The sequence below is a fragment of the Caballeronia sp. dw_19 genome (assembly GCF_018449515.1).
Classification (GTDB): domain Bacteria; phylum Pseudomonadota; class Gammaproteobacteria; order Burkholderiales; family Burkholderiaceae; genus Caballeronia.
Genome location: NZ_JAAVUQ010000004.1, coordinates 49,836 through 74,239, shown reverse-complemented (window position 1 = coordinate 74,239; position 24,404 = coordinate 49,836). Strand labels below are relative to the sequence as shown.

Genomic DNA, 24,404 nt, shown 5'->3' with positions numbered 1-24,404 from the left:
CGAAAGCAACAGCTTGTAGACTGCGTAACCCTCATGTGGAATTCTGATATGACCAGCCGACGACGAGGCATTTGTTCGAGACCAGTATCGCTTGCTGTTCTGGCGATTTCGACCTTGTTCAGTCAGATCTCCGCTGACGCGGCCCAGCCGACTCTATACCCAGGTGCTGAATGGAGCCGCACTATTCCTGAAGCGGCCGGATGGGATCCGAAGATCTTGACGGAAGCACACGACTACTCGAAACAGATAGGCACGACAAGTTTCATTGCGATCCAACACGGTAGTATCGTCGCGAGTTGGGGTGACATTGACCATCGATACAAGATCTACTCCGCACGAAAGAGCTTGTTGAGCGCGCTCACTGGCATCGCCGTCAATGCCCATCAGCTCCATCTGGACGACACGCTTGGGACGCTGGGAATAGACGACGTGTCTCCGACGCTCACCGATAGCGAGAAGCGAGCTACCGTACGAGACCTACTCGAATCAAAGTCCGGCGTTTACCACGTCGCACTCTATGAAACCGATCGCGAGCGGCGCGTGAGACCGACGCGGGGATCGCATGCGCCCGGCACCTTCTGGTATTACAACAATTGGGATTTCAATGCCCTCGGGTCCATTTACGAAAAGGCCGTTGGGAAATCAATCTTCGAAGCATTCGAAAGTCAGATAGCTGGTCCGTTGGAAATGCAAGACTATCGTGTGAGCGACGGAAGCTACGAGCGAGGTTCGGACTCGTTGCATGCTGCATACCTATTCAAGATGAGCGCGCGCGACCTCGCGCGGTTTGGCTTGTTATATCTTAACGATGGTCGATGGAAAGATCAGCAGGTCGTACCCGCGTCATGGGTCGCAGAGAGTACGACGCCTCACTCCGACGCGATAATGCACGCTGGCTACGGTTATCTATGGTGGACGAGTAGACGTGGTCAACATCTAGACACGCAAGACTTGCCAGCAGCCAGTTTTTGGGCGGATGGTTTAGATGGTCAATTTGTTATCGTAGATCCCGTAGACGACCTCGTCGTTGTTCATCAGACCAACACCCGCGCTCTGTTTGGTCTTTTAGGAAACGGCAACAAAGTCACCGAACAGCAGATGGGACACTTAATGTGGCTAATTCTGACTGCCGCTCACGCGAAAGATCCTGGGCGAGACCCAGTTCTCAGCGGCAGCTAGAAGCCGAGTTTTCAGGCGATGGCTTTGGGCGCTTCTGTGGCATCCGCATACGAAGGGGATTCACTGCATAAGCCAATACCGCAAAAATGAATGGCCGCTTTTGAGGATTTCGAATGACGGCAAGTGGATCGTGAAGTGCCGATCACCTTCCCAGAACGACCACCCAACGGCCACCGCCTTTTTAGACTGTCGCTGCCGATTCCGGGAAGTCCAATCAATTCCGTACTTTCGTGTCTAACCAACTGCGCACTAGTCCAAGTAATTCCGTTTCCCGACAATAGCCTGTGCTGCGCCCGTCAGCGCGGCAACATGTACGGCAGACCGAACCAAGTTAGCGACGGCGTCACCTGCACCCCTTTTCCCTCTACCCCAAGCTTCCAACAATACTCACATCGCGCGCCTCAGGCACCTCGTTATACGAGAGCACGTTCAGCCCCGGCGCGAAAATACGTGCGTAACGCGCAAGAATCGGCCGGATGCGGGGGATCACCAGCAGGAGCGGGGGCGTGCCCATCTGCTTCATCTGATCGCGTATGCCGGGCATGTTGGCCTGAAACTGCGCGAGGACGTTCGGATCGATCGGGAAGTTGTCGAGCGGCACCCTGGTGGCCGCCTGCTCGGCGCGGCTGAGCGCGCCGAGCAGCATGTTCTCCAGCTCGCCCGCCAGACTGTAGCCCTTGATTTCCGACTTGTGTCCCATCAGCGCAGCCACGATCTGCCGGCGCAGCGCGCAACGAACCTCGGCAGCAAGGAGGATCGGATCCTTGGTGGTTTCGCAGGCTTCGACCAGCGTTGTCGCGATGGTCTCGATGTCGCCAAGCGAAACGTTTTCGGTCAGCAGAATACGGAACACGCGGCGCAGCTGGCTGTGCGTCAAGGCTTTGCCAAGCGCGTCCCCAAGCGCCGGCGCGACAGCGCTCAGCCGATCGAGCATCGCCGTCACGTTTTCATAGCTGAACAACTCAGGCAGATGGTCGCGCACGACCTTTGACAAGTGTGTCGCAATGACCGTCGGGGCGTCGACGACCTGATAACCGAGCCCCAGCGCGTGTGCCTTCTGCGACGGAGCAATCCAGGTGACAGGCATGTCGTAGGCGGGATCGGCGCCGGGAATGCCGTCGAGTTCGCTGTAGACGGCAGGCGACGCAATCGCCATCAATTTGTCGTCATACACCTGCGCTTGTGCCACCGTGGCGCCGCTCAGGATGATGGCGTACTGCGACGGCGGCAGGCTGAGGTCGTCACGCACGCCAATGCGAGGTATCAGGAAACCCAACGACTCGGACAGGCTTTGACGGGTCCCGCCAATCCGCTTGATGAGCAGCGCACCTTGCCCTTCATCGACCATGCCCAAAAGCCGGTAGCCGAGCGAGACCGACAGCGTCTCCACGTACGGGATGCTGTTCCAGTCGAGCGCCGCCGGCGCGGTCGCAAGCAGGGCAGCCTGAACCTGCCCGACGTCCTCGCCCGCTTCGGCCGCGGTGATACGGCGTGCCATCCTTCGCCCGACAAACGCCAGCAAAGCGGCAAAGACGAGAAAGATTAACGTGGGCATGCCGGGGATCACGGCCAGCGCGGCCATCAGCGCGGCGCCGCTGTACAGCACCGAGGGTGATGCCAGCAATTGCCTGCCGACCTGCTGTTCGAAATCACCGGCGTCGCTGATCCGCGTGACGATGATTGCGGCGGCGGACGAGAGCAGCAGTGCGGGGATCTGTGCAACGAGACCGTCGCCGATCGTCAGCAGACCATATTGACGGAACGCGTCCGCGACGCTCAGATCATGCATCAACGTGCCGATCGCAAGGCCGCCGATCATGTTGATGATCAGCACCAGGATGCCCGCAATCGCATCGCCGCGCACGAACTTCGAAGCACCGTCCATCGCACCGTAGAAATCGGCTTCGGAGGTGACTTCGGCGCGTCGTTGTTGCGCCTTTTCCTGAGTGATGAGCCCGGCGTTCAGGTCGGCATCGATAGCCATCTGCTTGCCGGGCAGCGCATCAAGCGTGAAGCGCGCCGATACCTCTGAAATCCGCTCGGCGCCCTTCGTGACCACAACGAAGTTGATGATCATCAGGATCACGAAGACGACGAGGCCCACCACGAAGTTGCTGCCTATCACAACGTTGCCGAAGGCCTCGACCACTTGGCCCGCCGCATGCGTGCCGGTATGGCCGTTGAGCAGGACGACGCGTGTCGACGCGACATTCAGCGTGAGCCGCATGAGCGTCGCGGTGAGGATGATGGTCGGGAAAGCGGAAAACTCGAGCGGCCGCTTGACGGAGACGCTCACCAGAATAACCACGATCGCCAGTACGATATTGAACGTGAACAGTACGTCCAGCACGAACGGCGGCAAGGGCAGGATGATCATCCCGAGCAGGATGAGCAGGGCGAGCGGAGCGGCGAACCTGGCGCGGCGCAGGCTTTTCAGAAAAGGAAACGACGCTTTCATGACTCGTGTGTCCTGGTGAGATGGTCTGGAATATCGAAGCCGGCCGGCGGACCGGGGCGGGCGGAGCGCTGGCCGTTACGAAAGGCCTTGATCTGCAATACATAGGTCAACACCTGTGCGACCGCGCGGTATAACGCGGCGGGAATCTGCTGATTGACCTGGCTCGTGTTGTAGATCGCGCGGGCAAGCGGTGGTGCTTCCAGCACCTCGATGCGGCATTCTTTCGCCACCTGACGAATGAACAGAGCCGTCTCGTCGATACCCTTTGCAACGACGTACGGCGCTTGCGCTTTCGAATCGTCGTATTTGATCGCTACTGCGTAGTGGTTCGGGTTGACGATCACCACATCCGCCGTGGGTACCGTCTTGCGGATACCTGCCTGGGCCAGTTGCCGTTGTAACTGACGGATGCGGTTCTTGACCTCAGGTTTGCCTTCGGTGGTCTTGTATTCGTCCTTGAGGTCTTTCTTGCTCATGCGCTGACCGCGCATGAAGATCCATTGCTGCACGGGTGCGTCGATCAGCGAGAACGCGATCAACACGCCGGACAGGGCCAGCACCGAATTCAGCAGCAGATCCGCGCCGCCGAGCAATGCGTCGGCAAGCGGTGTACCTTGCAGGCGCACGAAACTGATCAGGTTCGCCCGGCAGGTCCACCACAACACGACGCCGAGCGCGAGCGCTTTGAGAATCGTCGTGGCAACCTGGATGTAGTGCTTGGCCGATACCAGCCGTTTGAGGTTGCCCAACGGACTGAGCCGATTGGCCTTGGGCGCGAAATGACCAGGCGTGAAACTCCAGCCGCCGGGAAAGAGCGAACCCGCGACAATGCACAGCGGTACCGCGGCGAGCGGCAACGTCATCTTGCCAATCATCATCAGGACGCTGAAAAACAGCATGGAGGCGACGTTGTCCGTGGCGTTCTCGCCGCTCAGGTCCGCGAACGACAGCGCAAATAGCCTGCGGCAGTCTTCGAGCCAACCGGGAACCATGATCACCAGCAGCTTGAGGCTGACGAACACGCCGATCGCGGTCGCCATGTCTCGCGAGCGGGCGATCTGACCTTTTTGCCTGGCGTCGCGCAGCTTCTTCGCGCTTGGTTTCTCTGTCTTGTCAGCCGCGCCTGCTTCGCTCATGACAGCTCCGTGCGCGGCGGCAGCGCGAGTTGGTCCAGCAGATTGAGCACATGGCTGATCATCTGGTTGAAATGGTCCGGCAGCGAAGGCATCAGTAGCGTGAGAAGGAGCAGGCCGAACATCGTCGTGACTGAAAAGCCGAGCGCGAACAGGTTGAGGGTCGGTGCCACGCGGTTCAGGAAACCGAGGCCGATCTGCATGACCATCGTGGCGAATACCACCGGCAGCGAGAGCGCAAGTGCCGCCGAGAACATCCACGCGAGCGCCAATGCGAGCCGTTTGAGCGCGCCTGTGTCGAAGGCGAGACTGCCCACCGGCCAGATATGAAAGCTCTTGACCAGTATTTGCGTGATGAGGAGATGCCCGTCCACTGCAAAGAACAACAGGATGAACACCACGTACATCAGGCTCGACACGACATCGGATGACTGCCCATTCAACGGGTCGTTGATCTGGGCCATCGACAGGCCCATCTGCGACGAAACCGTTGCGCCGAATATCATTAGCGCGGCCAGCACGAGATGAAACACGAAACCGAGCATTCCGCCGATCAGGATTTGCTCGGCCATGGCGATACTGCCTTGCAACGAAAGTGGCTCGACCGCCGGCATTGCCGGCAACCCGGGCACGATCACGACGGCCAGCAGCAGCGCCAGCATGATCCTCGCTCGCATCGGGACCATGACCTCGCCGAGTACCGGAGCGCTGAGGAGGGCCACCACGATTCTGCAGAACGGCCACATGATCGTGGCTACGAGCGGCTGCAACTCCCGGAAAACCTGCTCCATATCAGCCGGCGATGTGCGCCGCACGCTGAAAAATATCGACGCAATAATGCATCAGGCGGTCGGCGATCCACGGTCCAGCCACGCCCAATGCGACCAGCGTGACAAGCAGACGCGGCAGGAAACTCATGGTCTGCTCATTGATCTGCGTAGCGGCCTGGAACATGCTGACAAGCAGACCGGTGATGAGCCCCGGCGTGATCAGCACGATCACGATCAGCATCACGAGGCGCAATGCGTCGTTCGCAATATCCGCGGCCAGGTCCGGCGTCAACATCAGTAGCTCCGCACGCTGGTGATCAGCGTGTTGACCGTGAGCGACCAGCCGTCGACGAGGACGAACAGAAGCAGTTTCAACGGTAACGAGACAACCAGCGGCGACAACATCATCATGCCCATTGCCATCAGAATGCACGCGACGATGATGTCGATCACGAGAAACGGAATGAACAGCATGCAACCAATCTGGAAGGCCGTTTTTAATTCGCTAAGAACGAACGCCGATAGTTTCACGAGGAAAGCGTGATCTTCCGGCTTCTCGACGGGCTGCGCGCCGGAGAGCTTCGCCATATGGGCCAACGTGGCTTTGCTGGTTTGCGCGAGCATGAACCGCGACAGCGGTGCGCCGGCCGTGCGCAGCGCCTCCTGCATGCCGATCTTGTCCTGGTCGTAGGGCAGGAACGCCTTGGTCCAGATTTCCTCGCCGACCGGGCGCATGGTAAGCAGCGTGAGCACCAGCGCGACGCCGGTAACTATGCGGCTCGGCAGACCTTGTTGCAGTCCGAGCGCCTGGCGCAGCAGCGACAACACGATCACATAGCGCAGGAAGCTCGTCATGGTCATCAGCAGCGCGGGTAGCAGCCCGAGCAGCGTCATCAGCACGAGGATCTGGGTCTTGACCGTGAACGGCGCCTCGCCGCCCGTGCCGCTCGATAGCGTAAGCGAATCGGCATACGCCGGCAGCGACAGCGCGAGACCCGCGCCTAGAACCAGCAGGCTCGGAAAGTAGCCGCGGCGGGTGCGAAGCGTCATTGCGCGAGTGTCTTGAGGTCGTCCAGCGCGACGATCTTCAAACCGTAGTTCTCGCCCGACACAACCACTTCCGCCGTGCCGATGGCCGTGCCGTTGACCTTGATCACGAGGGGTTCGCCCGCCAGCCGGTCGAGCTCAAGCACCGATCCGTGTTCGAGTCCGATCAGCTCGGATAGCGGCAGTGTGGCGGAACCTACTTCCAGGGTAAGGCGCACCGGAATCTTGTCCAGCATGCGCTGCACACGGGGCACGCGCGCCCCGGAACCTGCCGGATGGCCGGAGTCCGGCGTCATGCCGTCGGAGGTGTCAGAGGTGTCATTCGGGCCCAGATGGATATCGTCGTCAGGATTCATGTCATTCGACATCTTCGAAAGAGGTGAGCCAAAGCGATCCGCCTTGTTCGGCGATCACAGCCCGGTACAGACGCGATCCTTCCACGAGCACTTCCGCTGTGTCGGAAACACGCACCGGAAGAATGTCGCCTGGCGCCAGATTGAACAGTTCGTCGAGCCGCAGGTCGCGAGACAGCATGCGCACGCTTACCGTGATGGGGATGCGTTCGGCGAGGGGTGAATGACGCATCGCGTTAAACGATGAAGCCGGCGACGCAGAAGCGCGCGCCGGTGCGACGCTCGCGAACAGCCGGCTTAGCCAGGCATCGTCGAGCGTGAATTCGAGCGCGTCGGCGAGGCCGATAGCCGGCTCCCGTATCTCGACGCGGATCACACGGCGGCCGCGCTCGGGCGGAGCCACCGGCTTGGTCAGCAGCGTCAGGTCGGGCGACGGCTCGATGCACGTGATCAGCGCATCGAGCAGCGCCGTGCTGATCAACGCGCCGAATCGATGTTCGGTTTCGGTTTCCGGGGTGGCATCGTCGAATAGCGTCGAGCCTTTGTTGCCGTAGTGGCAATCGAGCATCGCGAGCAGCATGCGCCTCGCGATCTTGACGGCGACGCCTCCGGTCGGCGACTCAATGCCACGCCAAACGGCTCCGCCCGACGGTGCAGCGCAAGACGCAGTGCTCACGCCGCTGACAGCGAATGCCGCGCCACGCCGCCGGTTGAAGCGGCTGCTCAGGACACGGTCGACTTGCCTGCCCAGGCGGCCATTGAAATCATCGAGCAGGTGAAATGGCCTGCCGAGCGTGCACGGGTCCAGCACAACCGGTTGGCTGGATGTGAAAGATCCGATGGAAAGTTGATTTGATCTCGACACGGATGGGCTTCTCGATGAACTCGACGAAGCCGTGATTCTCAGGGTCGCGCCGTGGACGCGCGAAGAGTCTTAACAAAATCTAAAAAAGGGGGAGTGGCCTCGACAGGCATTCGCGAGAAGACACAAGAACAGGGCCGATCCGCGCGGGACGGATCGGCCCTGTTCAGTAACGCCGTGGAGACGTTATTGGAGGAGCGACAGAACCATCTGGCTCATGCTGCCGCTTTGCTTGAGCATCGACGTGCTTGCCTGCATGAGGATCTGCTTCGAGGTCATGTTGGCGCTTTCGGCCGCATAGTCGACGTCCATGATGCGGCCTTGCGCGTCGGTTGTATTGCTCGACATATTCGCAAGGTTGTTACTGATGTGATCGAGGCGGTTTTGCGACGCGCCGAGCGCCGAGCGCATCTCGCCGACGGCCTCGAGCGCATCGTTGATGGTGTCAATCATCGCGTTTGCGCCGTTGGCCAGTTCCGTGCCTGCGTTGCCGGGGGCGCCATAGTTCGCACTGACTTCCCCAAAGCTTTCGGCGAGCGCCGTCAGCAGCTCGCCGACGTCCACTTCCATCGTTTCCCCGGCGCTTGCGCCGATCTGGAACGTCATTGCCCCGCTCAGCTTGCCAGTTTCATCCAGCAGCTTTTCACCGCCGTAGGCCGTGTTCGTCATGATGTTCGCGAGTTCGGCGCCGAGCGCGTCGAATTCGGCCTGCATCGCGTCCTTGTCCTTGGCGGTCGACGAGGCATCGGCGGCCTGCGTGGCCAGGTCCTTCATTCGCAGCAGGATGTTGCCGGTTTCATTGAACGCGCCATCGGCCGTTTGCAGCATGGACATGCCATTTTGCGTGTTCTGCATCGCGACGGCCATGCCGCGTGTCTGCGCGGCGAGCCGTGTAGCGATCTGCAGGCCGGCGGCGTCGTCCTTTGCCGAGTTGATGCGATAGCCCGTGCCGAGGCGGGTCATCGAGGTGTCCAGCGCCGAGCGCGTATTCGCCAGAGTGTTCTGGATGGAAAGGGAAGCCGAGTTCGTGTGAAGGCTCAACATGAGCGGGTGACTCCTTGAAGGTCTGTCGGGAAAAGGATTGCCGCCTGATGCGAAAGTAAAGATGACGACGCCTTCACAGAACGACCCTCGGGAGGAAAACATTAAATGCGCGTGATGACAGACCCTGTTTGTTGCCGCGAATAGTTGCCGCCAATTCAAGCATGTAATTATTATGTAATGTATATTTCATTTTGCTTGTGTAGAGTTTGCCGGTCGCCGCGATGATTCCGAGAGCATGGCGTGCGACATGCGCAGTCACTATGCGTCCTGAGAGGACGACAGAAAAATGAGCGCCGCGGAATTGATGCGGCGACGAGTAACAGACCAAATATCAAAGATTCGCTCACCGGCAAGCATTGCGGTTCGGGCGAACCGGGGTGTGATTCATGAACAAACAGAAAAATAAGCAGAAAAGGCTCGCAGGCGTGCGGGCAGAGTCCAACGTTGTGCTGCGCACGTGGTCAGCCGTGCGGATGCGACTTCGCTCGCCGGATACGTCCCCGTATCCGGCTGCGTCGCTATCGCTACTTCTTTAAACACGAATCCCCGAATTCAGCGTGGTTGCAGAATTTCTGCCAGGACACTGTGCTCCGCACAGTTCGTCCCTATTTTTCGTTTTCCGATTTATTTAACGCATCACGCGACTACATTGGGAGAGTCATGCGCATTGGCATACTCGAAGACTCGGTCGGACAGGCCCAGACCGTGGCGACCTGGCTCAAGGCAGCCGGCCACGACAGTGTTATCCGGCACGACGGCGACAGTTTTATCGACTTGATCCGGTCCGAACCCCTGGACATGCTCGTGCTCGACTGGGATGTACCCGGCACGTCAGGCATCGGCGTTCTGCGGTGGACGAGAAAAACGCTGTCGAACACCTTGCCGGTTATTGTGCTGACCCAGCATGACGGCGAGGAGGATATTGTTCATGGCCTGAACTGCGGGGCGGACGACTATCTCGTCAAGCCGGCCCGGGAACGCGAGCTGGTGGCACGCGTCAACGCTCAGGCACGCAAATACTACCCCGACGCTGATCGGCTCAAACAGATGAGGGTGGGGAACTACACGTTCGATGTCGACGCGCGTAGCGTGCAGATTGACGAGGCCAGCGGGACCCGCGACATAGCCCTGTCAGTGCGGGAATTCGATCTTGCGCTGCAGCTCTTCCACAATCTGGGGCGCATCGTCACAAAAGACGCACTCATCAAGCAAATCTGGGGAGCCATTGACAGGAAATACGATGCGTCACTGGCCACCTATATCAGCAAACTGCGCAATGTACTCGGGTTGTGTTCGAGGAACGGCCTTGTGATCTCGACCGTCTACAGTTTCGGTTACAGGCTGGAGCGCGTGCGAACAATCTGATCCTTTAGCCAACGACACGCCGGCCGCCGGCGTGTCGTTGGCATCGCGGGAAAAAGCATCTCCCATCTCGTTTCGCCCGAACGTCGCTCACCAATCAGCCACCAATTACGCGGTACCGTTATGGCCCTCACGCGATTTTCCACCAGCGGTTCGTCCAAGCGGCGGATCCGCAAAATTGTCTTCACCGCAGTGATGCTGGTGCTCGCCGCCCTGAGCTGGTATCCCGGCGGCGCCACGATGTCCGGCGCGCTTGACCGGGTTTTGTTCGATACCGTGACGCGCTTGTTCGCTCATCCGGCTTCGAACAAGGTCGTGGTCGTCAACATTGACGAACCCTCGATGCGAGAGATCGGCGCCGCGGGCCTGGCTGATTCCTACGCACCACTGATCACCCGATTGCACGATGCGGGTAGCGTCGCGCTGGATCTGATGATCACGCCGCGCACGGACACCATCGACCTGACAGACGCGATGGCGAAACACGGCAGGGTCGTATTGCTGGCGTCGGCGGGAACGGATGGGGTAGGCATCGATCTTAAAACGCCATTGCAGGCGGAACTGAAGAAGAACGCGGCAGCGGTGGGTCACGGCGAAGTGACGATGGGCCATTACGGCGTCGTGAGCGGCTTCATTCCGAATCACGCCAACGGTTCGACCCTGGAACGGCACATCGCTTTGGAAGCGGTCCGTGTAGGGGGCGAGGTCTTGCCGTCCGGCATGCTCGAAAGTTATCTGCGACCTTATGCCCAGTCGGTCAGCCAACACATGACGAACGCCGTGTTGCTGATGCTGCGGGGCGTGGCGGACATTCCGCAATATTCCTATGCCGATGTCGTGCGGGGCCGGATTCCCTCGTCGAGCCTTGCCGGCAAGATTGTGTTCGTCGGTCATTCTGTCTGGCGCGGCCAAGGCGTCTTCCAGACGTCATCACTTGACGCGCAGACCGTGTCGCGCGCGCAACTCGACGCGTTGATTGCTGAATCCCTTGTCAGCGGGAACCTGGCCCGGGAAGTGCCGGGGATTGTAGCGGTACCGTTTTACGTCGCCATGGCATTGGTCATGGTGCTGATCTGCAGCTTCACTCAGGGCCGGCGAATGCATGCCGCGGCGGTTGCCTGGGGCGCGCTGCTGTTCGCCATCCCGATCGGGCTGCTCGCTCTGTTCCACTATTGCTTAAGTATCGGCCTTTTGCCAATCGTTTGCGTGCTGATTTATGCGTTCCACGCGTGGGATCGGCTTGCCAGGATGGTCGACGTGTTGCGGCGCGAGATCCGCAAATTACGCGCGATCTCGACAGCGATCGGCGCGACGGAGCCCGCTGCGTCGGACTGGATCTCGGGTCTGGAGACCGGCGATTCGCTCAACGATGTCAAAACCGCCATGCGCGAGATCCGGTCGTGGCAGAAGATGTACGTGAACCTGATCAACCGCCTGCCGTGTCCCGTTTTTCTCGCGGTGAATGACCGCGTGACGGTCTGCAATGCGAAAGCGGCCGCGTTGATGGCTGGGTGGGATTCGTCCGCCGGAGCCGACTCGCCCAATCCGGTTGCGTCGCCGATGCTGAGAATCGAGCGATTGGTCAGCGAGTATTCCGTGGCGACGGAATCGACCAGTCACGAGGTCGATCTGGATGGCCGTGAACACATACTGCTATGCGTACCGTACATGTCATTCAGTCCGGCCGCTGCGGAAGAGCGCGTGCTCCGCTTGATTTGCCTCGTCGATATTTCAGACGTCAAGGACGGCGTGATGCATGACCGGTTGATGTTAAGGCACGTCGCGCACGATCTGCGTAGTCCGCTGACAACCATGCTGGCGCTCATCGAAGAACGCGCGGCGGAAAGCCAGGAAAGCGTGCCGCAAAGCGATCAGCAATTCCTGGCCGATCTACGCCGGCAAGCCGATTATTCGCTGCGGGTGGCGAAAGATTTCATGCAGTTGTCGCGTGCGGAGCAGCTTGACCGGGACGCGTTCTCGCCTATTACACTCTACGACGTGGCCGTTGAAGCGATGGATCAGGTCTGGTCGACGGCGGAGCGCAAGTCGGTCCAGTTGATTGGACCGATTGGGCAGATTGCCGACACGCTCGTGATGGCCAGCAGCGACATGTTGATCCGGGCGGTGGTCAACGTGCTGGACAACGCTGTCAAGTATTCGCCGTCACATACATCGATTCGGATCGGGATATCCAGGGCAGGGCCAGCCTCGTTCGAACTGTATGTGATCGACGAGGGAATCGGCATCTCGGGCGAAGCCATGACGCGAATATTCGAGCCGTTTTTTCAGGTGGAGACCCATCGCGATGTCGCAGACGGCCTGGGACTCGGCCTGGCATTCGTCAAGGCCGTTATCCAGCGACATGGCGGATCTTTGAGCGTGACGAGCGAATCAGGGATGGGCACGGAGTTTCGTATCGTGCTGCCGGCATTCACCGCTGGAGTGTTCGGGGTGGAACCTGACGCAGGAATCGTTGCAAGCCAGGCGGTTCCATGCCTATGAGTCCGGCGCGGCCTCCCCGGGGCCGAGTGTGCGAAGATCGCTCGTCATAGTCAATCGGGGGCCGATATGGATCGTCTGCAAACGATGCAGGTTTATGTGCACATCGTTGAAGGGGGCAGCTTTACGCACGCGGCGCAAGCGTTGCAATTGCATCGTCCCGCCGTTTCGAAGGCGGTCCAGCAACTCGAACAGGAACTAGGGATCAGGTTGCTTAATCGCAGCACCCGCAAAGTCAGCACGACGGCCGAGGGAGAGGAGTTCTACAAGCGTTGCCTTGAGGTTCTGGCAAGCGTCAATGATACTTTTGCGAGCTTTTCCCAGCAGAGGGTTCTACCGAAGGGACGTCTGCGCTTCGACGTAGCCGTGACCCTGGCCAAGGCGATCATCATCCCCGCCTTGCCGGCATTTCAGCAGAAGTACCCCCAAATCGATCTCGTGCTCGGCGCGAGCGACCACCCGGTCGATCTGATCAGCGGCGGTGTCGACTGTGCCGTGCGGCTCGGCGAGCACAAAGATTCCAGTATCGTGGCACGCAAAATAGGCGCGATCCCAATGGTCACGTGCGGCTCGCCGGCCTATCTTTCCCGCCACGGCGTGCCGCACACGCTCGACGATCTTCGCAGGCACAAGGCGGTGAATTTTTTCAGCGGACGTAATCGCAGGGTGATGGAATGGGCGTTCTGTCCTGGCGGGGAAAGCGTCACGTTGAAACTCGACAGCGGCATCCAGACCGACGACTCCGAAGCGTTCCTGTCGTGCGGTCTGGCAGGTTTCGGTTTGCTGCAGGGGCTTCGACCGTCCCTTCAGCCCTATATCAGTTCAGGTCAATTGATCGAGGTCCTGCAGAATGTTGCCACCGTTCCGAAGCCGGTCTCGATCATGTATCCGAGCAGAACGCATCTGCCAACCAAGGTCCGGGTGTTTATCGATTGGTTATCCGAACTAATAGGGCGTCAATATCCTGCCTGAATTGATTGTTATCATTTCAATAACAATCAGTAACGGCTATAGCCGTATATCGTAAGCAATCCACGGTCTACAGTACCTCATCGTCAGATGCCGGCCTCGGGTGACTCCTGCATGAGTTGATTGCATGAGTGGATCGCCCGAGCCGGTCATCCCGTCTCGATTCGATGAAGGAGTGCCACGATGGATCTGCAACTTAGCGGTAAGACCGCGCTCGTAACAGGCGCAAGCCAGGGTCTCGGCCGGGCAATTGCCAAAACACTTGCCGCCGAAGGCGTGAAAATATTGGTCACGGCTCGCAATGAAGCGTTGCTCGCGAGCTTGAGTCATGAAATTGTCGAGGCCGGGGGCGTCAAGCCCGAAGTCCTGCTTCAGGACTTTATGGCTGCCGATGCGCCGGAGCGTATTGCCGCCGCGGCGATGTCCCGGTTGGGTCATGTCGATATCCTGGTCAACAACGCGGGCGGCAGCAGACCCATGGACATCGATGCGCCCGAAGAACAATGGGTCGAAGGCATGACGCTGAATTTCGATCGTCATCGGCAGTTGACGCAGAAGTTGCTGCCGCAATTCATCGAGCGTCGTAGCGGCTCGATCCTTAACCTCTCGGGCAATCTCGAACCCGAGGTGGTCAACGCCGCGATGGTGGCCAAGGCAGGGCTGGTTGTATGGGCCAAGGGGCTTTCCGAGCAACTGGGGCAGTACGGCGTCACGGTCAACTGTGTGCAACCGGGCTTGATCGATACTGCGCAGATCCGCCGGCTTTATCCCGGAGATGAGCGCCGCAAGTTCGCCGAGCGCGAGATTGCACTGGGAGACTTTGGCGAACCCCAGGACGTCGCCAATGCGGTGACGTTTCTCGTCTCGCCCCGCGCCCGGTACATTACCGGCACGGTGTTGCTCGTAGACGGCGGTATGCGCCGCTACTCATTCTGAACGGGAGACGAACCACTATGTCCAGAGCGATCCGTTTTCATCGTATTGGCGGTCCTGAAGTGCTTCAGATTGACGATGTCGAGGTATCGGCACCGAAGGCACACGAGGTCCAGATCCGCGTCAAGGCCATTGGTATCAATCGCGCCGAGGTCATGTACCGAACCGGTCAGTATGTCATCGAGCCGCGTTTCCCAGCGGCTTTGGGATACGAAGCGGCCGGCGTGGTCGAATCGGTGGGCGAGGGCGTTACCAACGTTGCGGTTGGGGATCCGGTGAGTGTGATTCCTGCCTTCTCTTTCGCGGAATATGGCCTGTATGGCGAGTTGGTGAATGCGCCGATGCACGCGGTGGTGAAGAATCCCGCCGGCCTGTCCTTCAAGGAAGCCGCTGCAACCTGGATGATGTTCACCACAGCTTACGGCGCGCTGATCGAAATGGGCGACCTGCAGGCAGGGGAGACCGTACTTATCGGGGCGGCGTCCAGCAGCGTTGGACAGGCGGCGATTCAAATCGCCAACATGGTCGGCGCTACGCCGGTTGCACTGACCCGGAGCACTCAGAAACGTCAGGCGTTGTTGGACGCGGGAGCGGCGTATGTGCTTGCAGGCAACGATCAGGACCTGCAGGGACAGGTGATGGAAATCAGCCACGGGAAAGGTGCGCGTATCGCCTTTGATCCAGTGGGCGGGCCGGATGTGGCGAACCTTCTCAGGGCTCTCTCCAGGCAAGGTATATTTTTCCAGTATGGCGCCCTCGACTCGCGCGACATTTCAGTTCCGGTGATGGACTTGCTGGGCAAGCACTTGACGTTGCGCGGTTACGAATTGTTCGAAATTACCGGTGATCCGCAGAAGCTGGAACGGGCAAAGGAGTTCATCACTCGTGGCTTGTCTGTTGGCGCATTGAGACCCAACATCGACCGCACGTTTGCATTTGAAGAGATCGCCGAGGCGCATCGTTACATGGAGTCGGGCAGCCAGGTCGGGAAGATCGTCGTGACGCTGTAGCCGGTCTGCGGACCAGGATCACGGCGCCGCTGATTCGTATCAGGACCGGCGCGGCCTGCCGCCTCATTTCCAGTTGGCCCGGAAATTTGGAGGGAACCTTCGGGTCAATGCACAGATCGGGTACGAGACGTTCGGCAAGTACCGTTGAACGATGGACATGGGTTGATCAGTGCCATTCGACACGCTCGCCAGGACGCCAGGCCTACGGAAAAGTCCAGATATTGAGGACACCCTTACGTCTAAATCGAGTCCCCTATATTTTTTTAGTCTCTCAGGTTCGGTTTCCCCCCGGGCACCGAACCTTTTACGCCGGAGTTCGCTCCGGCGTCTTTTTCACGTCACGATCACCTCACGATACCCAGGCAGTTCCAGCATGCTGGACGGGACGTTCACCTCGAACGGTCTTTCTACGTCGCCGTGACGTGCATGAAATCGCTGATGATTTTGGCGATCAAGAAGAATTACTCGTCTCGCTTTATGCTTAGTCGAGCTAAAGCGCGCAGACACAACCGGACAGGCCCAATTCAATGCCACGTTTGGCCCTCAAGTTTGCAGGGCGACATACCGTTAACCCTGATGAGTTGTTCGCGCCAAGGGGGAGCCACCTGGCGGCCGCAGCGTAATTCAACGGGGATCCATAGACATGTCCATAGTGCCGGAAAAACGCCCTCAACCGTCGGAAGGCGCGGTCATCGCTGAGTTGACCAGCGAAGTGCGCAGGATATCCAGCGATAAAATCGCGGATATCGACTTGATTAACCGGGAGGCGACTTATCTCGCGATCAATGCGCTGATCGAAGCAGCCCGCGCCGGAGAAGCGGGCCGGGGTTTTGCCGTTGTGGCGAATCAGGTGAAGAACGTGTCCGCCCGGATCGGACAACTAACCGGCGAACTCGGCAAGGAATTGACCACGCTCAGCGAGCGCATGGTGACCGAGCTGGAGCGACAGCAAGGCCAGCGGCTCACTGACCTTGCACTGAATATGATCGACGTGATTGACCGGAACCTCTACGAGCGGTCGTGCGATGTGCGCTGGTGGGCAACCGATGCAGCGATTGTCGATTGCATGACGGCCGACTCTGCGGCCGCCGCCGAGCATGCATCCAAGCGACTGTCGGTCATCCTCGACAGTTATACCGTCTACCTCGACATCTGGGCGCTGGACCTCCAGGGCCGTGTCATTGCGAACGGGCGATCTTCGCAATTTCCAGTCGCCGGCACAACGAACGCAGCCCAGCACGAGTGGTTCACCGCGGCGCTTCGTACCCGCTCGGGCGATGATTACGCGGCGGCTAATATCGACACGGTCACGGAGTTGAACGGCGCGCAGGTGGCCACCTATGCGACGGCGGTTCGGCAGGGCGGTGCGAGTGATGGAAAGGTAGTCGGCGTGCTGGCCGTATTTTTCGACTGGGCCAAGCAGGCGTCGGCTGTGGTGAATGGCGTCAGGTTGATCGGCGAAGAACGGGCGCGAACCCGTTGCATGATCGTCGACGGCAGTGGCCGGGTGATTGCCGACTCCGCCAAAGCGGGTCGCGAGGGTGTCCGTTTCGACCTGCCGACGGGTGCCGCAGACACGGGAACCTACCGTACGGCTCGCGGTGCGCTGGTCGGATACGCGCTGACACCCGGCTATGAAACCTATCGCGGCATGGGATGGTTCGGGGTGATTGAGCAACAGCCAAGTCACGCATCGTAATCGGGAGTCGAGGGAATTGAGCGAGTTGAGCGGTTGAGTGCGCGTTGTCAGATTGCTCGGCCGGTTAGTCAAGGTTAGAAAAGGTTAGAAACGCGGTCAGGAACGCGGCAGCATCCGGCATTGTTGAAAAACAGCATAATCCGCAAGATAATTTTGTTTGTCAGGCCCATGTCCCCCCCTTAATCTTGCTCGCATAGCGGATGCGAACAAGGCAAGCAGACATGACCGACGATTCATTGAACGGCTGGATCGGGAACACCGAAGTACTGACCGATACGCTGGACCCAGTTCGTTTCAATGCGGCGGCGGCCACGCTTTCAGCCGACATTTCCGGCACACTGCGCGACAGGATCTTGCCGCCGCTGTGGCACTGGATGTACTTCTGGTCGCCCGCGGCGCAGGATGCTCTAGGCGACGACGGCCATCCGCGCAAGGGAGGGTTCTTGCCGCCGGTCAAGTTGCCGCGCCGCATGTGGGCGGGCGGAAAACTGATCTTCCGGGACTCGCCCGTGATCGGAGACACGCTGACGCGGACCTCGACCGTGAGCGCTATTCGCGAAGCGGTCGGCACGTCCGGGCCGCTCGTATTCGTCACGGTAAAGCACCGGCATACACGCGAAAACGTGCTGCTGATCGAAGAGCAGCAGGATATTGTGTACCGCGGCTCAGGGGGGGGATCGCTCGCGGCCTCTCAACCGAAGAAGGCGCCGGCCAACCACGACTGGACCCGCAGTTTCACTCCCGACCCCCGCTTACTGTTCCGCTATAGCGCGCTGACGTTCAACGGCCATCGTATTCATTACGATCGCGACTACGCGATCCGCCAGGAAGGTTATGCGGGTCTGGTCGTGCAAGGCCCACTGGTTGCGACCTTGCTCGCCGGTTTCGCGCAACACCATCTTCGACAGCCCCTATCCAGCTTTGAGTTTCGGGGCATCCGGCCACTCATGGATGGCGCTCCCGTCATGCTGTGCGGAAAGCCCGCGACTGACGGCACGGGCGCGCATCTCTGGACCCGGGACGCCGAGGGGTTCGTCACAATGGAAGCGACCGCGACGGTCGGGACGGCAGACTTCCGATCATGAGCTATCCCTTTCTCGACAAAGTCCGGGTAATCGAAAGTTCTGCATTTATTGCAGCGCCGCTTGCAGGGCTGACGCTGTCGCAGTTCGGCGCGGACGTGATCAGGATCGACATGATCGGCGGCGGTATCGACTATGCGCGCATGCCGTTGGCGCCCTCGGGACGCAGCCTCTACTGGACCGGTCTCAACAAGGAAAAGAGGTCCATTGCAATCGATATCCACCAACCTCGCGGCCGCGAACTCGTTCAGCAACTGGTCACGGCGCCCGGCGACGGGGGCGGAATCCTGCTGACCAACGTGGGTGTCCCATGGCTCAGTCATGCAAATCTCGCGGCGCTTCGCGAAGATTTGATCAGTTGTACCATACAAGGTAACTTCGACGGTTCAACGGCGGTGGACTATACGGTGAACTGCGCAACGGGCTATCCGTTCGTGCAGGGTCTGGGTGAAGCTCCGGTGTCCAGCACGCACGAGACGCCGGTGAACAGCGCGTTCCCCGCCTGGGATGCGTGCTGCGCGTATCAGGCGGCGTTGGCGGTGACGTGTGCCGTGATGGCGCGCCGCGCGACGGGCACCGGTGCGGAGCTCAAGCTCGCCCTCTCTGACGTTGCATTCTCGATGCTTTCTCATCTCGGCATCATGACCGAAGCCGAAGTGCTGGAGCGCGAGCGCGAGCCTATCGGTAACTTCATCTACGGTGCCTTCGGGCGGGACTTCGTAACGCGCGACGGCAAGCGCGTGATGGTTGCCGGGATCTCGGCGGGACAGTGGAAAGCCCTTGTGGGCGCATGCGAACTCGGCGAGGCGATCGCAGAACTTTCCGCGCGGCTGGGCCATGACCTGACCGACGAGTCGCATCGATACGAAGCGCGCGAAGCTATCGCGGCACTCATGGAGCCGTGGTTCGCCGCGCGTTCCTATGAGGAGATCGCGCAGCGTTTCGATGCGCAGCGCGTCTGCTGGGGGCCCTATCGCAACGTGCGGGAACTGTTGCGGGAGGACGGGCGCGTTGGCGCAAACAACCCGTTATATCAGCGCATACGCACGGAGGGCGTGGGTGATCATTGGGCCACCGGCACGCCGGTGCGCGCCGAAGGGCTGACGCGTGGTGAACTGCGGCCCGCGGCTCTGCTTGGGCAGCATACCGACGAGGTGCTGAGCAGCGTGCTAGGCCTGGATGGCGCCGCCGTTGGCAAGCTTCACGATGCCGGCATTGTCGCCGGTCCGCAGGCGGACCCGACGGTTCGCCGTTGATTGCGTTCTGATGTCTTCATTCTATTTTCGAGCCGCCAGACCATGGACGCCGCGTTGACCCGCTCCTATCTCTTCGTTCCCGCGACTCATCCAGCGCGTTTTGCCAAGGCGGTTGCGTCCGGCGCGGATGCGGTCATCATCGATCTGGAAGATGCCGTGTCCGCCGAGGCGAAGGACGATGCTCGCGACGCTGCCCGTCTGTTCTTCGATGCGGGGGGCCAGGCGCTATTACGAGTGAACGCCGTGGACACCGCATGGTTCACGCAGGACATGGCGTTATGCGCGTCGACGGGCGTGACCGGTATCGTATTGCCGAAAGCCGAGGGCAGGCAGGAACTCGATGCCGTACAAAGCGCCTTGCATGCACCCAAACCGCTCTTGCCGATCATCGAAACCGCTGCGGGTATTGCGAATGCAAAGAGCATAGCCGGCCATCCTCAGACAGCGCGGCTGCTCTTCGGGACGGTCGATTTTTGTCTCGACCTGAACTTGCAAGGCGATGGTGAGGAACTATTGTTCTATCGATCTCAGCTCGTGCTTGCCTCGCGGCTTGCGAATATCGGCACGCCCGTTGACGGTCCGGCACTCTCCATTCACGAGCCCGATGCCTTGCAGCGCGCCTGCGAACACGCGAGGCGCGTCGGCTTTGGCGGCAAGCTCTGCATTCATCCCGCGCAAGTGGCCGATGTGAACCGCTGGTTTTCTCCCTCGGACGCCGAGGTGGAGTGGGCGTCGCGCATCGTGGATCGAGCAGAGAGCGGCGCGGGCGCATTTTCACTCGACGGCAAGATGGTCGATGCACCGGTTATCGAACGGGCCGCGAGGATTCTCAGCCGTGCACGCGCCGCATAAAAAAAACGTCTGGACCACTGCGAGGACTACATGCAGCAATTTCGGCTGGACGGCAAAGTGGCGCTCGTGACGGGCGCGGGTGAGGGGATAGGCGCCGCGATTGCAGTGGCGTTCGCGGGTGCGGGCGCGGACGTGATACTCGTGGCGCGGACACGCTCGAAGCTCGAATACGTCGCTGAACAGGCACGCAAGGCTGGATCGGGGCGCATGGTCGTGGCGCCATGCGACGTCACCAGCAGCCAGGCGATGCGCGCATTGATCGGCGGCCTGCCGGCGCTCGATATCGCGGTCAACAACGCTGGTACCAATTTTCCGGGGCCCTTCGTCGATGTCTCCGCGGACAACCTCGAGACCATGCTCACGCTGAACGTACGCTCGTATTTCGTCGTTGCGCAGGCGGCGGTCAGAAAGATGCTGGAGAGCGACTCGACCCGCTCCGCAGGACGCAGCGTCATCAATATCTCGTCGCAGATGGGGCATGTCGGCGCGCCCGAGCGCAGCGCTTACTGTATGACCAAGCATGCGGTCGAAGGCTTGACGAAAGCCATGGCCGTCGAGCTTGCGCACTGCAACATCCGCGTCAACAGCATTGCACCGACCTTTATCGATACCCCTTTGATACGCCGTATCGTGGACACGCGCGAGAAGCATGCGGCGCTTGTCTCGCGCATACCGCTCGGGCGTCTGGGCTGCGTGGAAGACGTGGCGAGCGCAGCAATTTATCTGGCGTCTCCGGCTGCCGCGATGATCACCGGCACGTGTCTTTTGACCGATGGAGGCTGGACCGCGCAATGAATCCATGCTGCACGATTGATCGGCTAAGCCGAAGAATCGTCAAGACTAATGCGATAGTAGGCGCACGTGTCCGTGCGTAAAGTACGGACATTCGGGTGAACATTCCGTTTGATCGATAAAGAAGGGGCGCGGCAGGCGAGATGGCTACGACTACACAATACGATTACATCGTTGTCGGTGCGGGGTCTGCGGGATGTGTGCTGGCGAACCGGTTATCCGCCGATCCCGCTACCCGCGTGCTGCTGCTGGAGGCAGGTCCCGCCGACGACAAATTATGGATACGGATTCCCGCCGGCATGACGCGACTGATCTCCGACCCGAAGGTGAACTGGCGATATTCCACCTGCAAGGAACCGGGCCTTAATAATCGCGTGCTTGCTTGCCCACGCGGCAAAACACTCGGCGGTTCAAGCTCCATCAACGGCCTTGTCTACATGCGTGGCCACCCGGACGACTACGACCACTGGCGCGATCTGGGCAATCGCGGCTGGGGCTGGTCCGACGTGCTGCCGCTCTACAAGAAAAGCGAAAGTTACGAAGGCGGCAGCAGTGCTTTTCACGGCAGCACCGGCGAGCTGAGCGTGGAAAACCTGAAATCGCCGCATGCGGCGTCGCGGGCGTTCGTGGAATCCGGGCAACGGATCGGCATTGAGCTGAATCGCGACTTCAGTGGCGCGACGCACGAAGGTATCGGTTATCTGCAATTGAACCTTCGCTCGGGCGTGCGTGAATCCGCAGCCACCGCGTTCCTCAATCCGGTCAAGAAGCGCCCTAATCTTGAGATCTGCGTGAACGCACGCGTGCAGTGTGTGCTTACCGAGGGACGCCGCGCGACCGGGGTCCGCTTCATGGCCGATGGCGCCGTCAGGGAAGCGAGCGCACGCGAAGTCATTTTGTCGGGCGGAGCGATCAACTCGCCTCAGCTTCTCATGCTCTCCGGTATCGGACCGGCCGAGCAATTGCGCTCGCTGGGTATCAACGTTGTGCACGACCTGCCCGGTGTGGGTGAAAACCTTCATGACCACACCTATGTGCATTACCTCGCGCAGGTGTCGCCTGAGTTTTCAATCAACCGGAAAATCTCGTCGAACCTGCGGCTCCTGCCCCACGTGCTGCACTACATGGCGACGCGTCAGGGCTTATTGACAAGCGCTGCAGCGCAGGTCGGCGCGTATCTTCGCTCGGACCCTCGCCAGGGCCGTCCTGACCTGCAGATGCAGTTTCGCCCTTTCAGCATTCTCGTGCGCAAGGACGGCACGATTTCGGCCGAGAACATACCTGCGGTCACGGCGTCGTGCAGTCAGAGCAGGCCGGAATCGCGCGGGCGTCTCTGGCTCGATTCGCCGGACCCGATGGCGCCGCCGCAAATATTGTTCAACTACCTGACGGCGCAGACCGATTGCTGGGTCCTGATGGCCGGCGTGCGGTGGATGCGCAAGGTATTTGCAGCCGAGCCGTTTTCCAGTCATGTCGTGAGGGAGACGGTGCCAGGTCCCGGCGTCAGTTCGGATGAGCAGCTGATGGCGTATCTGCGTGCCAATGCGCAGCCCATGTACCACCCGGTCGGAAGCTGCAAGATGGGAAGCGACCCCATGGCCGTGGTGGACGACCGCTTGCGCGTGCATGGCATTGACAACCTCCGCGTGGTCGACGCCTCGATCATGCCCAGCATCACGTCCGGCAACACCAACGCGCCCACCATCATGATTGCGGAAAAGGCGTCGCAAATGATTCTGGAAGACGGGCGGCGCGGTCCGTCCGAGATTCGCGTTAACGTGTCCGAGCATGCCTGAGCTTAGCCGGGCGTTCTGAAAGCCACACCATCAAAGTATTTATTCGATCGATTTAAATATGCTTAGTACTACCTATAGGAGATGTAAATCATGTTTGTCGAGGAAAGAATCTATACGATCATCCCGGGGAAAACGCCTGATTTCCTGAAGCTTTACGAGGAAGAGGGCATGGCAATCCAGGCGCGCCATCTTCCCGCCATGGTGGGGTATTACTCATCGGATATCGGCACGTTGAACCTGATCGTGCACTTGTGGGCATTCGACGACATCAACCAGCGGGTGGCGCTGCGCGCCCAGATGGTCGCCGACCCTGACTGGCAGGACTATCTGAAGAAACTGATGCCTTTGATCCTGCATCAGGAATCACGCATGCTGCGTCCCGCACCGTTCTTCGAGGGCAGGTTGCAGACGATCATCGATGCAGGCAAGAAGAGGATCAACACGCAGGCTGCCTGAATGGCGCAAGCGCGACTGCCCGCTCACGTTTTTACTCCATACTCCTTATGAATACGCTGAAAAACAAGGTTGCAATCGTGACGGGCTCGACCAGTGGAATTGGTCTGGGCATCGCGCGATGCCTGGCTCAAGCCGGTGCCGATGTCATGCTCAACGGCTTTGGCGACGCCCGGGACGTCGAGTCTCAACGTGCGGCCCTTGCCGCGGAGTTTGGTTGCCGCGTCGCTTATAGCGCGGCCAATATGGCCAGGCCCGCGGAGGTCCGCGAACTGATCGCGCAATGCACGCGTGAGCTGGGACAGGTGGATATCCTGGTGAACAATGCGGGCATCCAGTTCACGGCGCCTGTCGACGACTTTCCCGACGAGAAGTGGGACGCCATTCTCGCGACCAATCTATCGTCGAATTTTCATTCGATCAAGGCCGTACTGCCGCAGATGAAAGCGCGCAACTGGGGCCGCATAGTGAATATTGCATCGGCGCATGCGCTGGTGGCGTCGGTGACCAAGTCTGCGTATGCAGCGGCAAAACATGGCGTGATCGGGCTGACAAAAGTGGTGGCGCTCGAGACCGCGCGAACCGGCATCACGTGTAATGCAATCTGTCCCGGCATGATCCTGACGCCGCTGGTGCAGAAACAAATCGACGACTGGGCCGAGCGCGACGGGATATCGAAGGAACGGGCGCAGGAGCTCATGATCGCGGAGAAGATCCCCACGGGCCAATTCCAGACGGCTGCGCAAATTGGCGCGTTGGTCGTGTTCCTGTGCTCCGAAGCAGCGGGGCAGATTCGAGGCGCGGCCATGCCGGTGGATGGTGGATGGACGGTGCAGTAAAGCCAGGCACATCGTC

At 60.0% G+C, this 24,404-nt stretch carries 22 protein-coding genes; 14 read left to right on the top strand and 8 right to left on the bottom strand.

Annotation, left to right across the window (positions count from 1 at the left end; all coding sequences use genetic code 11):
- Positions 1-48 precede the first annotated feature (48 nt).
- Positions 49-1,179, top strand: coding sequence for a serine hydrolase (locus HB376_RS07070; protein ID WP_213762719.1), 1,131 nt, complete (start codon positions 49-51; stop codon positions 1,177-1,179).
- A gap of 364 nt (positions 1,180-1,543) precedes the next feature.
- On the opposite strand, the gene HB376_RS07065 is transcribed toward HB376_RS07070, so the two are convergent.
- The 8 genes from HB376_RS07065 to HB376_RS07030 all read right to left on the bottom strand — a co-directional run bounded on the left by HB376_RS07065 (position 1,544) and on the right by HB376_RS07030 (position 8,846).
- Entirely contained in the window at positions 1,544-3,637 is a 2,094-nt protein-coding gene (locus HB376_RS07065; RefSeq protein WP_213762718.1) for a flagellar biosynthesis protein FlhA, read from the bottom strand.
- On the bottom strand, positions 3,634-4,773 hold the full coding sequence (locus tag HB376_RS07060; protein ID WP_213762717.1) for a flagellar type III secretion system protein FlhB: 1,140 nt from the start codon (positions 4,771-4,773) through the stop codon (positions 3,634-3,636). The genes HB376_RS07065 and HB376_RS07060 overlap by 4 nt, the downstream gene beginning before the upstream one ends.
- The gene (gene fliR, locus HB376_RS07055; RefSeq protein ID WP_213762716.1) at positions 4,770-5,561 is read right to left on the bottom strand and encodes a flagellar biosynthetic protein FliR; all 792 of its coding nucleotides are present in this window, start codon (positions 5,559-5,561) and stop codon (positions 4,770-4,772) included. Before fliR ends, HB376_RS07060 begins: the two co-directional genes overlap by 4 nt.
- A gap of 1 nt (position 5,562) precedes the next feature.
- Positions 5,563-5,835, bottom strand: a complete 273-nt coding sequence (locus tag HB376_RS07050) for a flagellar biosynthetic protein FliQ (RefSeq protein ID WP_213762715.1) — start codon at positions 5,833-5,835, stop codon at positions 5,563-5,565.
- A complete protein-coding gene (gene fliP / locus HB376_RS07045) occupies positions 5,835-6,590 on the bottom strand; it encodes a flagellar type III secretion system pore protein FliP (protein ID WP_213762714.1) in 756 nt (251 codons plus the stop codon). The genes HB376_RS07050 and fliP overlap by 1 nt, the downstream gene beginning before the upstream one ends.
- Entirely contained in the window at positions 6,587-6,883 is a 297-nt protein-coding gene (gene fliN / locus HB376_RS07040; protein WP_213763027.1) for a flagellar motor switch protein FliN, read from the bottom strand. Before fliN ends, fliP begins: the two co-directional genes overlap by 4 nt.
- Before the next feature lie 61 nt (positions 6,884-6,944).
- Positions 6,945-7,805, bottom strand: coding sequence for a FliM/FliN family flagellar motor C-terminal domain-containing protein (locus HB376_RS41680; protein WP_213762713.1), 861 nt, complete (start codon positions 7,803-7,805; stop codon positions 6,945-6,947).
- Between the two features lie 183 nt (positions 7,806-7,988).
- A complete protein-coding gene (locus HB376_RS07030) occupies positions 7,989-8,846 on the bottom strand; it encodes a flagellin (RefSeq protein WP_213762712.1) in 858 nt (285 codons plus the stop codon).
- Positions 8,847-9,506: 660 nt separating this feature from the next.
- On the opposite strand from HB376_RS07030, the gene HB376_RS07025 reads away from it, so the two are divergent.
- The 13 genes from HB376_RS07025 to HB376_RS06965 all read left to right on the top strand — a co-directional run bounded on the left by HB376_RS07025 (position 9,507) and on the right by HB376_RS06965 (position 24,388).
- The gene (locus tag HB376_RS07025; protein WP_213762711.1) at positions 9,507-10,211 is read left to right on the top strand and encodes a response regulator transcription factor; all 705 of its coding nucleotides are present in this window, start codon (positions 9,507-9,509) and stop codon (positions 10,209-10,211) included.
- Between the two features lie 120 nt (positions 10,212-10,331).
- The gene (locus HB376_RS07020) at positions 10,332-12,710 is read left to right on the top strand and encodes an ATP-binding protein (RefSeq protein WP_213762710.1); all 2,379 of its coding nucleotides are present in this window, start codon (positions 10,332-10,334) and stop codon (positions 12,708-12,710) included.
- Between the two features lie 66 nt (positions 12,711-12,776).
- Positions 12,777-13,679 carry a LysR family transcriptional regulator gene (locus HB376_RS07015; protein WP_213762709.1) on the top strand — a complete coding sequence of 301 codons (903 nt, stop codon included), beginning with the start codon at positions 12,777-12,779 and terminating at the stop codon, positions 13,677-13,679.
- Between the two features lie 180 nt (positions 13,680-13,859).
- Positions 13,860-14,612: an SDR family oxidoreductase gene (locus tag HB376_RS07010; RefSeq protein WP_213762708.1), complete on the top strand. Its 753-nt coding sequence runs from the start codon at positions 13,860-13,862 to the stop codon at positions 14,610-14,612.
- Positions 14,613-14,629: 17 nt separating this feature from the next.
- On the top strand, positions 14,630-15,619 hold the full coding sequence (locus HB376_RS07005) for a zinc-dependent alcohol dehydrogenase family protein (RefSeq protein WP_213762707.1): 990 nt from the start codon (positions 14,630-14,632) through the stop codon (positions 15,617-15,619).
- Positions 15,620-16,262: 643 nt separating this feature from the next.
- Positions 16,263-17,318 (top strand): cache domain-containing protein, encoded by a 1,056-nt coding sequence (locus HB376_RS07000; protein ID WP_213762706.1) that lies wholly within the window; start codon positions 16,263-16,265, stop codon positions 17,316-17,318.
- Between the two features lie 221 nt (positions 17,319-17,539).
- Positions 17,540-18,403 (top strand): MaoC family dehydratase N-terminal domain-containing protein, encoded by an 864-nt coding sequence (locus tag HB376_RS06995; RefSeq protein ID WP_255631209.1) that lies wholly within the window; start codon positions 17,540-17,542, stop codon positions 18,401-18,403.
- On the top strand, positions 18,400-19,656 hold the full coding sequence (locus HB376_RS06990; RefSeq protein ID WP_213762704.1) for a CoA transferase: 1,257 nt from the start codon (positions 18,400-18,402) through the stop codon (positions 19,654-19,656). The genes HB376_RS06995 and HB376_RS06990 overlap by 4 nt, the downstream gene beginning before the upstream one ends.
- Positions 19,657-19,698: 42 nt before the next feature.
- Positions 19,699-20,508 (top strand): CoA ester lyase, encoded by an 810-nt coding sequence (locus HB376_RS06985; RefSeq protein ID WP_213762703.1) that lies wholly within the window; start codon positions 19,699-19,701, stop codon positions 20,506-20,508.
- Positions 20,509-20,538: 30 nt separating this feature from the next.
- The gene (locus HB376_RS06980) at positions 20,539-21,303 is read left to right on the top strand and encodes an SDR family oxidoreductase (protein WP_213762702.1); all 765 of its coding nucleotides are present in this window, start codon (positions 20,539-20,541) and stop codon (positions 21,301-21,303) included.
- Positions 21,304-21,443: 140 nt separating this feature from the next.
- Complete coding sequence (locus HB376_RS06975) at positions 21,444-23,096, top strand: GMC family oxidoreductase N-terminal domain-containing protein (protein WP_213762701.1); 1,653 nt, start codon at positions 21,444-21,446, stop codon at positions 23,094-23,096.
- 90 nt (positions 23,097-23,186) lie between these two features.
- Complete coding sequence (locus HB376_RS06970) at positions 23,187-23,552, top strand: NIPSNAP family protein (protein WP_213762700.1); 366 nt, start codon at positions 23,187-23,189, stop codon at positions 23,550-23,552.
- Positions 23,553-23,599: 47 nt separating this feature from the next.
- On the top strand, positions 23,600-24,388 hold the full coding sequence (locus tag HB376_RS06965) for a 3-hydroxybutyrate dehydrogenase (RefSeq protein ID WP_213762699.1): 789 nt from the start codon (positions 23,600-23,602) through the stop codon (positions 24,386-24,388).
- The last annotated feature ends 16 nt before the right edge of the window (positions 24,389-24,404 follow it).